This is a genomic window from Bacillus sp. LNXM12-1 (assembly GCF_003004375.1).
Taxonomy (GTDB): domain Bacteria; phylum Bacillota; class Bacilli; order Bacillales; family Bacillaceae; genus Bacillus.
In genome coordinates this window covers 93,759-106,603 of the sequence record NZ_PVWX01000002.1, presented here as the reverse complement: position 1 = coordinate 106,603, position 12,845 = coordinate 93,759, and the positions used below count along the sequence as shown (strand labels likewise).

General features: G+C 40.5%; 12 protein-coding genes and 1 pseudogene. 3 read left to right on the top strand and 10 right to left on the bottom strand.

What is annotated here, in order from left to right:
- The first annotated feature begins 3 nt into the window (after positions 1-3).
- A complete protein-coding gene (locus C6Y07_RS08035) occupies positions 4-906 on the top strand; it encodes a shikimate dehydrogenase (protein ID WP_034660559.1) in 903 nt (300 codons plus the stop codon).
- Positions 907-945: 39 nt separating this feature from the next.
- Here the strand turns inward: C6Y07_RS08035 and C6Y07_RS08030 are convergent, their stop codons facing one another.
- From C6Y07_RS08030 to C6Y07_RS08010, 5 genes are all read right to left on the bottom strand, one after another.
- Positions 946-2,139: an MFS transporter gene (locus tag C6Y07_RS08030; protein ID WP_106071271.1), complete on the bottom strand. Its 1,194-nt coding sequence runs from the start codon at positions 2,137-2,139 to the stop codon at positions 946-948.
- A 328-nt stretch (positions 2,140-2,467) separates the two neighbouring features.
- Positions 2,468-2,887: a YxiF family protein gene (locus tag C6Y07_RS08025; RefSeq protein WP_223254141.1), complete on the bottom strand. Its 420-nt coding sequence runs from the start codon at positions 2,885-2,887 to the stop codon at positions 2,468-2,470.
- Positions 2,888-3,103: 216 nt separating this feature from the next.
- Positions 3,104-3,355, bottom strand: a complete 252-nt coding sequence (locus C6Y07_RS08020; RefSeq protein WP_106038349.1) for a hypothetical protein — start codon at positions 3,353-3,355, stop codon at positions 3,104-3,106.
- A 2-nt stretch (positions 3,356-3,357) separates the two neighbouring features.
- Positions 3,358-5,001, bottom strand: a complete 1,644-nt coding sequence (locus C6Y07_RS08015) for a ribonuclease YeeF family protein (RefSeq protein WP_106156540.1) — start codon at positions 4,999-5,001, stop codon at positions 3,358-3,360.
- Between the two features lie 151 nt (positions 5,002-5,152).
- The gene (locus C6Y07_RS08010) at positions 5,153-6,388 is read right to left on the bottom strand and encodes a TerD family protein (protein ID WP_066031491.1); all 1,236 of its coding nucleotides are present in this window, start codon (positions 6,386-6,388) and stop codon (positions 5,153-5,155) included.
- A 161-nt stretch (positions 6,389-6,549) separates the two neighbouring features.
- On the opposite strand from C6Y07_RS08010, the gene C6Y07_RS19065 reads away from it, so the two are divergent.
- Positions 6,550-6,711, top strand: coding sequence for a hypothetical protein (locus tag C6Y07_RS19065; protein ID WP_223253273.1), 162 nt, complete (start codon positions 6,550-6,552; stop codon positions 6,709-6,711).
- Positions 6,712-6,715: 4 nt separating this feature from the next.
- Here the strand turns inward: C6Y07_RS19065 and C6Y07_RS08005 are convergent, their stop codons facing one another.
- The 3 genes from C6Y07_RS08005 to C6Y07_RS07995 all read right to left on the bottom strand — a co-directional run bounded on the left by C6Y07_RS08005 (position 6,716) and on the right by C6Y07_RS07995 (position 11,197).
- A complete protein-coding gene (locus tag C6Y07_RS08005; protein WP_066031490.1) occupies positions 6,716-7,696 on the bottom strand; it encodes a restriction endonuclease in 981 nt (326 codons plus the stop codon).
- 153 nt (positions 7,697-7,849) lie between these two features.
- Positions 7,850-9,286 (bottom strand): 6-phospho-beta-glucosidase BglA, encoded by a 1,437-nt coding sequence (bglA, locus tag C6Y07_RS08000; protein ID WP_060597660.1) that lies wholly within the window; start codon positions 9,284-9,286, stop codon positions 7,850-7,852.
- Positions 9,287-9,298: 12 nt separating this feature from the next.
- Positions 9,299-11,197 (bottom strand): beta-glucoside-specific PTS transporter subunit IIABC, encoded by a 1,899-nt coding sequence (locus C6Y07_RS07995; protein WP_106156539.1) that lies wholly within the window; start codon positions 11,195-11,197, stop codon positions 9,299-9,301.
- A gap of 154 nt (positions 11,198-11,351) precedes the next feature.
- Between C6Y07_RS07995 and C6Y07_RS07990 the strand changes: the two genes are divergently transcribed.
- Positions 11,352-12,062: a GntR family transcriptional regulator gene (locus C6Y07_RS07990; protein ID WP_106156537.1), complete on the top strand. Its 711-nt coding sequence runs from the start codon at positions 11,352-11,354 to the stop codon at positions 12,060-12,062.
- A gap of 49 nt (positions 12,063-12,111) precedes the next feature.
- Here the strand turns inward: C6Y07_RS07990 and C6Y07_RS07985 are convergent.
- Both C6Y07_RS07985 and C6Y07_RS07980 read right to left on the bottom strand, forming a co-directional pair.
- A pseudogene (locus tag C6Y07_RS07985) lies at positions 12,112-12,341 on the bottom strand (LysR family transcriptional regulator); the annotation flags it as partial.
- Between the two features lie 26 nt (positions 12,342-12,367).
- Positions 12,368-12,829, bottom strand: a complete 462-nt coding sequence (locus tag C6Y07_RS07980; RefSeq protein ID WP_106156535.1) for a hypothetical protein — start codon at positions 12,827-12,829, stop codon at positions 12,368-12,370.
- Positions 12,830-12,845: the final 16 nt, after the last annotated feature.

The window sequence follows — 12,845 nt, the reverse complement described above, 5'->3', positions numbered from 1 at the left end:
ATCATGACAAACATACATGAACGTAATATTGATGGAAAAACAAAATTAGTAGGCCTTCTTGCTACACCAATCGGACACAGCCTGTCACCACGTATGCATAACCTTGGCTATACACTAACAGGAATCAACTACGCTTACCTCGCATTTGAAGTAGGGAATGAGGAACTAGAAGCAGCTGTCAACGGTATGAAAGCAATGGGTGCAGCTGGGTTTAACGTTTCTATGCCGAACAAAATGAAAGTGCTAGACTACTTAGATGAACTAGATGATTCTGCAAAATACACACGTGCAAGTAACACCGTCGTAAACAAAGATGGCAAACTGATTGGCTACAACACAGATGGTCTTGGTTACGTGAGAAACTTGATTGAACATGGCGTTGAATTAGCTGGTCAAAAGGTCACACTAGTCGGATCTGGCGGAGCTGCAACACCGATTGCCATTCAGCTTGCACAATCAGGTATTCGTGAAATTAGTATTTTTGCTCGTAATGATCAATACTTTGTTCAAGCAGAAGAAAATGTAAATTACATCAACAACGAAATGACATCATTTGGTGTCAAAGCGAACATTTTCCCACTTGAAGACAAAGACGCTTTCCGCCGTGAAGTAGCTGAAAGTGCAATCTTAGCAAATGGGACAAGCCTTGGCATGAAACCACTAGATCAGCTCAGCATCATCGATGATACGCTTGATGTCCTGCGTGAAGATTTAATCGTGACAGACGTCGTATATAACCCGCAAAAAACAAAGCTCCTTGCGCAAGCACAGGAAGCTGGTGCCAAAACCATTAACGGTCTTGGCATGATGCTATGGCAAGGTGCACTTGCTTACAAACTCTTTACTGGTGAAGATATGCCAGTTGATCAAGTGAAACAAATTCTTTTTGAAAATGACCGTTTCTAAACAAAAGAAAGACGACTTCCTGAGCGGAGGTCGTCTTTTTTATTCATGGACCATGATTTGACGGTATCGATACAGAATATACAGTGCACCGATAATAGCGACAACTGCCACCACCGCATCGAACAGAAAGATTTGTAAAATGGTCGAGTGACTTTCAATTAAACCTGTTACGACCGGAATGACAATAGCCGACACCCCGCCGGCTGTGGAGATAATCCCTGTCATCGTTCCTTTGTTCTTCCAGAAGAATTCAGCCATCACCGTTAACGTCAGCTGAAAAACACCGGCTGTTGAGAATCCCAATACAAAGGCATTGACAGTTCCGATGACTGGGGATTTCACGACCAATAGGACACAGATGGAGACAAGTGTAATGATTGGATAGATCAGCAGCACAGTGACTGGACGGACAAAACGTCGCAAAAGAAATGCGAGCAATAAGACAGACAGCAGCCCGCCCATGCTATAGTAACTAAGCAGCTTCACAGCACTCCCTGAAGCCATCCCCAATATGGTCTCACCGTAAGTAGGCAGCCAAATTTGCGGCAACGCATACAGCCCATTTGACGTAAAGCTGATCACAATGAGTGCAATCCCTTCTCTCCAAAACGTAGGCTCTGTCGAGAAGCGCGGAAGTCCGTCATGCTCCGTTACCTGGACTTGCTCCACCTTGCGATGATTCGGAAATGGCAAGCTCCACAGCATCAAGACATTCACAAGATAGATCAGAGCAGGAACAAAAAATGCCATCCCATAAAACAAATTATGCTCTGCTAAAAAGAAAATCGCCAGTGGTAGGATGGTTGCCCCAATCGAGATAAAGGCCTTCACCATCACATTCGCAGATCCCGAGTTTTGAGGAAAAGCCTCCATTAACGCTGGATACGTTCCTGCATCCATCGCCGAATTCGCCACCCCTGCCAAAATCGCAAACGCAAACGCAATTTGATAATTCGGAGACAATGGGATTCCGATGAGAAACGCCGCCATCAGCACACCCGAAACCAAAATGACCGGCTTTCGCCCAAAACGATCTGACAGCACGCCCGATAGACCATACGTGAGCACCCTGCCAATGCCGAGCGCCGAAATCATATAACTAATTCCCGCACTATTGGTATCTAACTGTTTGATTAAAAATGGCATATTTGAAGCCAAAATAATATTGACCATACCTAATAAAAAATAATTGATATAAAGACTAGAAGCCGTTCTCACATACGGATTTCTCATCCTGACACACCCCTCAACACCATCGCAATGAAGTGACAAATAATGGTTACGCTTACAAGATCTCATATGTGAGGAAGAACAGCTTTGCAGCCTTCACGTTCATACATCTCATCATGTCATGCAGCTCACAGCTTACATGCCCTTCATGTATCAAGCATTTCTTCAATTTTTCACTCTCTTATTTTATATGAATGTGAAAGGTAATGATAGTGAATTGCTTAAATTTGAGGGGAATGCTGTAGCGAATATTCCCTGGGAAATGCAAAGGGATTATTAATAATGGATATAGTTTTTAATCATTGTCGTTTTGGAGGCATCATAAATAAATTCATGATATTAGCCCCCACGTACTAAACTCGTAATAATATTCCGTTCTCTCTATGCATAAACCAAAACAAAAATCCTCTGCGACTAAAATAAAATCTCCGTATCCACTTAAAAATTTCGTTTGCTCAAGAAGCTGGTTTAAATGGCTAAAAACTTCATTCAAGTTCAATAAAACCGCTTCAATTTCATGCTCTCGAAAAAATATTAATCTTCCTTGTGTAGGAGTTACTTTCACCTGGCTGACCATTTCCTTTAACATGTGTGTAGACTTCTCAATATGCTCTCGATAGTGGTTTCCGTGTATTTGAATTTTATCTTCTCTCGATTGAAGGAAAGTAAATACCTTCTGACAATATAATTGATTTTCTTCTATATCTAAAAATGGATTTTCTGGCAGTGTCATATAGCTTAATTCGTTCATTAAGTGTTTTCTTCTGCTTTTTCTTTTTAAGGTTTCGATTTTTGGTTTTTGGTTTTTGGTTATTATTCATAAATTTAACTTTCTTCTTAATGTATACAATTAAGAATTTTACCAAAACTCTGGTCAAAGCAGCACTTACCACTGTAACCAAGCTAATTTTGCTTATCTAAATAAAAAACTTGAAAGGATTCTACCAATCAAGTTTTTTTATAACTTCTAAGATTCAAAAGCTGTTCTTTCAGGAAATATGCCACCTTCTCTTACTAAGCATACTGCCAATCTTTGAGCCGCTCGATCAAAATAAAATTCATTGGGGAGATTTAAATCTGGTAAGCTTTCTAACTCTCTAAACTTCCTTGTAATTTTACTTAACTCAATTTTTCCCATTGTCTCTTCATTAGGCCCAAATTTGTAAACTACAGTTTTTTCATCTTCATATTCCTTCAATAATAAAACATACGCAGCCAATTTTATTCCTCCTTTGGTGGGTACCAAGGACGCCCAGATTCAACTGTTTTATCATGTGCAGTCCTGTAATCAGTCTTGAATATCCCTTCAAACTTTGATTCAAAAAGTTCATGATTTAATAAATCAATATCATTCTTTTTATAAGTACCTTTTTGCAACCTATCCCACGCTTGTGCAATTTGATAATCTGAGTCAAAACGCCCGACCCCATGTTCTTTTATATGTTCTTTTATAAATAAATGATCCTTTATTCTTTGTATCCTGTGTTCGGGCATTCCAGTATTTTTAGCTATAGGCTTAATATCAGCTTTTGTCTTTCTAAAAGATTCATACATTTCTTCTGCCTTATCAAGTTGTTTTAGATATGCATCTATTGAAAGTTCCCTACCACCAGTTTGAATTCTATCAGCACTCTTAAAACCTATTTTACCATGAAACCCTTTCGTCCCAAACGGCAAAAACATCCCCAGCGCCGCGTTCATGCTCGCTTCCTGCTGTTCTTTCGAGATCTTATTTCCAAACATATCTCGACCCGTAATCGCTTCGCTGAAACCGTTAGTGGCGGTGAGGCCATATAAACCTTTTTGTGATGTTTTTAAGGCGTCAAAGGACTTTTGTGACGTCTTGTAGACGTCGACTGCCCTGACTGCGGCTGATGTGGCTTGAGTCGTTTTATAAACGGCTTTGCCACCTTTGAAAATGCGGCCTGCCCAGCCGACGATTGGGATATAACCCGCGGCTGCCATGCCGCCTGCGGCGACCCGCTGTCCTGCGGTGAGTTCTTCCCCTGTGATTGGATCAACGCCTGTTGCGGCGCGTTTTGCATCGTTCACGCCAGTCAGTTCATTCACGATATTTCCGCCATAGTCGAGTGCTTTTTCATACCAAGGACGGTTGGCGAGGGCTTCTTGTTCCTTTGCGATCTCGCGGGCTTCTTCTTGTTCTTTTTTGATTTTGAGATATTCAGAAGTTTGCTTCTCAATATCGCTTTTTGCCTTGTAGATTTCGCTATTTTGATACGCTTTCTTGTCAAAATTCATAGGCGAAATCGCTTTTCCGTCATTTGTGGCATTCATCATTTCTGCGTACAATGCCAATGTAGCCTGCTGCTCCGTCTCTGACAAAGCATATTCATCTTTTAAATTTTGATCAAGCTCTATTAGGTCTTTTACTGTCTTTTTTCGTTCATCTTCTGCATTTGCAATTTTTTCATCAAAGGTTTTGCTGTCAAATACCTCTAGAGAAATGAGGTCATCAATGTCCTGAAAAATGGTTTTAAGTGCCTTTTTTTGATCCTTTACAATGCTTTTGGCGTTTTTGATGCCCATATGTACTGCGTTGTCTAAAAAATGTTCTTCTACAAAGGTATCGCCGCCAAAGTTTGTATCATCGAGTGTCCCAGAAACACCTTCATGAAAGGCTTTTTGCTTATCAATGAAGCTGATAAACATGTCTACATTTCCAGCCAGCTCTTTATAAAAGCTTTTAATGTTGTCGGCGCCTTTTCCAGTGAAATCATCACCGAGATTTGCCACACCTTGTAGTGCCTTTTTTAAATCTACCATTTGTTCACGGAGTTCCTGATAGTGTTTTGCCCTTGTGTCCGTGGCACTTGTTAGTGCTTTTGTATCAAGTATCTTGCCCAGAAGAAGTCACTCCCTCCATTATTGATCATAAAGTCTATTTTACCGTGTCCACCAAAACGGAAAAATAGGCTAATTGACATAAAAAATGGAATAGACTCACTATTTAACGGGCTAAAAAATAAGCTAGACAATGTCTAGCCATACATTCGTTTTATTTATAATCATTGACAGGTCCTTTATCCATCAAAACCTCAATTTCATTAGAAGACTTCATTTTTAATTTAGGTCTGCGCTCAGAGTTTGGTTTGCTGTAAAGCTCAAGTGGGCGGATGATCACACCATCATTTGTATTTTGAAGTATACCTGGCACACAAGAATAAATACGATCATTGTCATTGGCATGTTTGGCATGAATCGTCACAGACGTTCCTTGGTGATTATCGATACTCATAGATACTCTATATCTATAAAAGGAACCTGTTCCGTTTGATTGGGCAGAATAAACAACCGGAACGACAGCAAGGATATCGTCATTTAACCGTAGTTTAATAACTTCTGTTTTCATTGATTCATGGTCTCTACCGACATCTCCCATATGCTCAACAGCTCCGCTGCCGTAACTTTTGAGAGCAGGAATTCCTTTCGCACCAAACATAGCCACATCTACTTGCTTTCCTGACTTTGTGTAGACCAATGCATAAATATCATAATCGGTGCCGGACTCCCAAGATACTGTAGCTGTGATCTCAGGCGTTTTCTCGATTATGATCGGTTTATGACCTTTCTCTAGACTAATTTTACCCTGAACTTTCTCTAAACTGATAGGTGCAGCGACTTTCTCTTTAGCAGTTGTCTTCGTTTGAGCAGGGTCTTTAATTGGTTGTTTTTCAAGAGCCATTTGATGTGTAGAAATATCCTGTTCATCAGGTTCAACCTCCACACCATAAAGCTTGCATAGACCTTCCAGTCCAGAATCGAAACCACGCCAAATTGAGCGTGCTTTCGTGTCACCATTTCTTATATATAGCTCTACTACGACAATGCCCTTTTCATTTGTAAAGTTTACTGGTGTTAGATAAAACACCTCGTCACCTGTTCGAATTTCTGCTTGCAAATTCTTCACTTGAGAAAAGCCCGTTCCTTGATCTTCTGTTAATGTAATAGCCATCTTTGTGATTCCAGCAGGCACTTTGCTCATATCAAAATTCAATTGATGCCTTTTCAACTGACCTGATACCTCTGCTGGTAAAAGTGACGCTGCACCCGAAGCACTCTCTGGTTGATTGTAAAAAATAATGCCATGATCTCCTTCAACCTGATCTGAATCTGTTAAAAGAAACGCCGTTAAAGAAATATCAATTGCAGATGACACTCCATAGCTGATGGATACATGCCCCTTTGGAGAACTTAGTACGGTATTGGCTCCCATTTGCAGTGTTTGATTCATTTCAACAACTCCTATACTTTATCTACCATTTATCGTTTTTATAGATCAATTATACCAAATCATGTAATAGAACCTATTAATATCTTTATCTCTTTTCAACCTCTGCAATGATATGAGACAATGCTAACTAAAAACAAACCACTCCCGAAAGGAAAATCAATGTGTATAAAAGAATCATTCCTGCAGTTATGGTGATATTCGGCCTTTGGATTCTTCTTCAAATATCCTTGAACATCAAGATCTTTCACAATCCAATGAACTATTTTGTCGCCATTACTCTCTTTTTTCTTTGTATTCAGGCATTAATAAAATTTAGACAATAAAAATTCACTCAGGCACATACACTTTTTTCAAAGGTAATAAAGATCTTGTCTCAGTTGGCATATCCTCATACCAATGTACAATAAGATTGACGAGTTCTTCTAAGTCCAATAGATGAACTTCATTATGCTTCGCAACAGCTTTTGCATGAGAGGTAAATCCACCAGTAGAAACAAATAAACTATTTGCATTCATGGGGTTTGCTCCTAATAATTGCTGCACTTCTGGCGCACTGGCTGAATTTTTCCGATGCTTGACTTGTACTTTAATAATAGGCTTTTCAAATCCAAATGCATCTTTATAAGCTAATATATCTACACCGCCGTCAGGACCTTTTGGACTCACACGAACATTGTATGACATAGCTTGCAGTAAGCCCCCGACTAAGTCTTGCATCTGCCACGGATCCAGTTTATCCACCTTATCTGCAATCATCACAGTTGCTTTGCTGACTAAATCTTCAATAATTTCATCTTCTTCTGTTTCATCTTCGAATGCTGGTATAGAAGTAGGGTTTTTAAGTAGGTGTTCAATTTCTTTCCCCCAATCATCTACACGAAAAACAGTTGATATAGAACCGAGGCTGTTCTTAGCTGATTGGCTGAGAGAATCTCGTTTCACTGCGATTGGTTCCCAATTGACTTGAATATGATTTGGATACATTTTATCCCCTGCTGCTTCATCAAAAAAATGTGGAGCAGTCACCGTACCAACTCGATATTCACGGCTTTCTTTTATGTATGTAATAATTCGATCTCCCTTTTGAATTTCTCTACTAAACCTCCATACCTGACTAACCCAGCTTCTTCTCGTAAAAGGTTTGTTCTCGGCGTATATGACATCAGCTCGAGCATTCATCTCTTGCTTTGTTTGATATTGTTTTGGATTACCTAATTTAGGCCACCCGATTGATGCTAATCCTTTCTCTTCCCAAATCGGAATTAAATCATTCTGGTCGCCTGCACGCACCATCCACCATTTCGTCATTTACGATCTCTCCCATTCCAATCTTCTTCTTTCTTACTAAATTATAAGACTTATATCTAGTGAACAAAAGGATATACAAACCAATTTTCCCGAAAGAACGTAAAAACCCGAACAAGCACATACTTCGCTCATCCGGGCTTCTCTTTTCCTTTGTTACACTTCTTCACCGTTCGTGGCAATGACGTTTTGGTACCAAGTAAAAGAATCTTTTTTGAGTCTCTTCATCGAGCCGTTGCCTTCGTTGTCGCGGTCAACGTAGATCATGCCGTAGCGTTTTTTCATTTCACCTGTTGTGAATGACACGATATCAATGATGCCCCAAGGTGTGTAGCCAATAAGGTCAACACCGTCGTATTCAATGGCTTTTTTCAGTGCTTCGATATGAGAAGCGAGATATTGAATACGTTCTGGATCGTGAATAGAACCGTCATCTTCCACTTGATCTATGGCACCAAATCCATTTTCTACAATGAATAGCGGGATTTGATAGCGATCATAAAAACGATTCAAAGTATATCTTAGGCCTGTCGGGTCAATGGACCAGCCCCAGTCGCTTGATTTGATATAAGGATTGTCTACACCATGCGGCAGGGCTCCGTTGACAATATCTCCGTTGTTATCAGACACTGCATCACTTTTAACCGTTGTCGACATGTAGTAGCTAAAGCCAAGATAATCTACTTTCCCTTTTCTTAAGCTTTCTTCATCGCCTTCTTCAAACGGAATATGATAGCCTTCGCGTTCGAATTCTTTAAGTGCATAGCTCGGATAGTAGCCCCGAACTTGTACATCTGGGAAGAAATAGCGTTGTCTCATATATTCTTCAGCAAGCATGACATCCTCTGGATTTGAGGAATATGGATAGATTGGTACGTGAGAAACCATTGCTCCAATTTGAAAAGCAGGATTGATTTCTTTGCCTTTTGCTACTGCCCACGCACTTGCAAGTAATTCATGATGCCCTGCTTGATACATGATTTCTTTGGCATTTTCGCCTTCTTTGACTGATACCCCTGAATTTGTCCAAAGGAACAGTGGGTTGTTGACATCCATTTTGTTATTGATTTCATTAAATGTCATCCAGTATGTGACTTTGTCCTTGTATCGATTGAAGCACACTTCTGCGAATTTTGCGAAATACTCAGCGACTTTTCGGCTTCGGAACCCGCCGTATTCTCTTGCCAAATGAAGCGGCATCTCAAAGTGAGACAGTGTAATTACAGGCTCGATGCCATGCTTGAGCAGTTCATCAAATACATCATCATAGAATTGTAAACCAGCTTCATTCGGTTCAGCTTCATCTCCCTTTGGGAAAATTCGGCTCCAGCCGATGGATGTACGCAGGCATTTCAAACCCATTTCGGCAAACATCGCGATATCTTCCTTGTAACGATGGTAGAAATCGATCGCTTCATGGTTCGGATAAAATTTGTTGTCTTCTATCGTCTCAGTAATTTGTCTCGGTACTCCGTGAGCACCAGCTGTCATTACATCCACAACACTTGGGCCTTTTCCTCCTTCATTCCATCCACCTTCGAATTGATGTGCAGCTAATGCTCCGCCCCATAGAAAACCTTTTGGTAATGTCATTATTTATTCCTCCTATTTTACAATTGTAATCATGACGTCCGTTGGCTGACATGTCGATTGTGCTTCTACCATCACATCTTCATACGCTTGTGTATTGGTGATGATGACTGGTGTGACTGTTTTTAATCCTTTGCTTTCAATGGCTTCTTGATCAAATGTCATCAACAAGTCACCCTTTTTCACCTTGTCGCCTTCTTGAATTTTGAGTGTAAATGCTGAGCCATCTAGAGAAACCGTATCAATTCCTACGTGAACAAGTAACTCCACACCAAATTCTGAACGAAGTCCAATGGCATGCTTTGTTGGTGCAAGCATGACAACACTGCCGTCAAACGGTGCATACAGCTTATTGTCTGTCGGTTCAATGGCAAAGCCTTTGCCCATCGCCCCGGAGCTAAATACGGCATCCGGTACTTCAGATAATGTGAGCACTTTTCCTGCAAGTGGTGCAGTGATTGTTTCTTCATTGTTCATCGAAGCATTCTTTTTTTCTTTATCTTGATCTTTGACAGTTGTTGTTCCGGCTGTCTGCTCCACTGTATCTTCCCCATAACCAAACATTTGAATGAGCACAACTGGTAAGATCAGCGCAATTGCGACACCAATTAAGATACCGATGATCGATGTTGGATAATCTGCACTAATTCCGTTCACAATTGTCAGCGGACCAGGCAAACCTGCATACGCAAAGTAATAAGGCGTGAAGAAGCTGGCAACGATGGCACCGGCTGCTCCAGAAATACATCCGAAAATAAACGGCTTTTTAAAACGTAAGGTAACACCGTAAATCGCAGGCTCCGTAATTCCGAAGAGTCCCGTGATTCCGGCTGAGACTCCGACTTTCCGAGTTTCGCGGTTTCTTGCTTTTAAAATAACTCCTAACACTGCGCCGACCTGAGCGATAACAGCGATGGTTTGATATGCCTGGAAGGAGTCACGTCCATATTGTTCAAAGTTGGCGAGCACCATTGGCGTAATGCCCCAGTGAACGCCGAATATGACAAGTACTTGCCAGAATCCACCGATAATGGCGCCTGCTAAAGCCGGTACATTTTCTGCTAAGATATTGTATCCGTTTGCAATCCCATTTGCACCTGCTGTTGAAAGAGGACCAATTAATAGAATGGTTAACGGAACCATGACGACCATACAGATAAATGGGACAAATAACGGTTTTACTACCTCGTGAATCCGTTTATTTAAAAATCTCTCTACATATGAAAGAATCCATACCAAGAACAGCGGAGGCAAAACAGATGACGTATAAACAGTTTCAGATAACGCAATGCCTAAAAAGGTAACGCCTTCACCTGAAGCCACACGCCCAGCAATTTCTGTCCAAGCTGGACTGACAAGCGCTGCTGTACACGCTACTGCGATATACATATTCGTTTTAAAATGCTTAGCTGCTGTGATAGCAATAAAGATTGGCAAAAACGTAAACGGTGCCCATGAAATGAAACTAAAGACTTCATATGTTCCCGTTTTCGAAAAGCTTGGAAATAACAAATTAATGAGGATAAGTGCACCTTGTAAAATACCAGCTGCAGCCAAAATATACACAAAAGGCGCAAACACAGCGGACATGGTCGCAATGACACGGTTCAGTACCGTTCCCTTGTTTTCATTAGGCTGGTCATCATCCGACGATTGGAGCTGAACAAGGTTGGAAAAATGCTCGTATACTTCACCAACATGCTGGCCGATGACGACCTGAAATTGACCGCCGTTTTCCACCACGGTAATAACACCAGGCATGGCGTTGACTGCTTCCTTGGCCTTTGGATTCGAACGTTTCAGTACCAAACGCAGACGCGTGGCGCATCTTGCGGCACTCACCACATTTTCTTCTCCGTTAACTGCCTCTAAGATGTCTTCTGCAAGCTTTTGATAATCCCTCACTTTTGACATATAACCCCCCCTTTATCACTACTAGTATATGTATATTATAATTATACCGGTACAATATATCAATACATATATAATTTTGATTAGCATATCAAAGGAAAATCGGTATGTGCTATAATACAAAGACAATAAATCGTGAAAACAAAGAGGAATGGCTATGTTAAAGTATCAACAAATTGCGAGCGATATTGAAAAATATATTGTCACCCATGAGCTGCAGCAAGGGGACAAGCTTCCTGTACTCGAAACCCTCATGAGCCAATTTGCTGTGAGCAAAAGCACAATTATCAAATCATTAGACTTACTCGAAAGAAAAGGAATTATCTATCAAGTGAGGGGCAGCGGCATCTTTGTTCGAAGACACAGGCGCAAAGGCTACATCAGCCTTTTATCCAACCAAGGGTTTAAAAAAGATTTAGAGGAATTTCAACTGACTTCAGAGGTTTTAATGCTAGACACCATCAAACCGTCCGAAGAAGCTGCGCTTAATTTGAATATTGCACAAGATGAGGATGTTTTTTACCTCAAACGCATCCGTTATATCAATGGACAAACCTTATGTCTAGAAGAATCCTATTACCGAAAAACCATCATTCCCTATCTCAACACAGAAATTGCTGCCGATTCTGTTTTTAAATTTATCAGTGAAGGCCTTGGACTCAAGGTCGGCTTTTCCGATATGTACTTACAAGTAGGAAAACTGAATGAAACCGAAGCAAAGCACCTCGGCCTTAAACAAGATGATCCCGCTCTCCGCGTCGAGACCGTCTTTCATCTCACAAACGGCCAGCCTTTCGACTTCTCGAAAATCACTTATAACTACATGCAGTCCCAATTTTTTATTCAGGCGAATAATTATTATGGGTGATGGATGGAAAAAGCTTCCTGAGACAATCAGGAAGCTTTTTTGTCGTATGAAGAAATGTCGCATGATGAATGTTTTGCCGAATATGAGGCATCACCCGCTCACCTCATCAGTTAATGAAAGACCGTTTCGATTCCGCCGCAGCAATACAATCCCTAATTCGGATACGAGCTTCACAATGTTATGACTCACGCCAGACTGTGTCAGCCCAAGTTTCTCCTCGGCTTTTGTAAAACTGCCGGATTCGACGACTGTTAGAAATACTTTGTATTGGAATGTGATCAGTTTGCTTATCTCATATGTTAATCTCACATTAAATCTTGGCAAAACCTACTGCTCGATATATCTTTGATCTTTCGATTTAAATGGCTTTCTACCAACTGAAAACATTTTTCATGAATCAATGACCGTTTATGCGTGTCTAGTTGTTCTTTTTCATCACCATGCAAATCTTCATCTTCCTCTAACTGAAAAACAGTTAAGTCCATTTTGTCATGAACATGAGCTTTAATAAAAACATGAGCATTGTGAAAATCGTGCATATGCTCTACTAAAGAAGAGATCGTGGTGATAAAATCATCAGATGTTTCTTCTTCAAGCGTTTTTTTGAGATCGAGATTACTATACACATCAATTGAAATGTAATTATCTCTTTCATCCAGTTCTTCTTGGGTAGCTAGAGGATTATCGTGAGTCGTTGCTTTTCGATTTAAATCTGTAATGGAGAAATAAATGGTGATTTCTTTTTTATCGAGAAATTCATCTCCCATATTTCTGCGTCTCTTA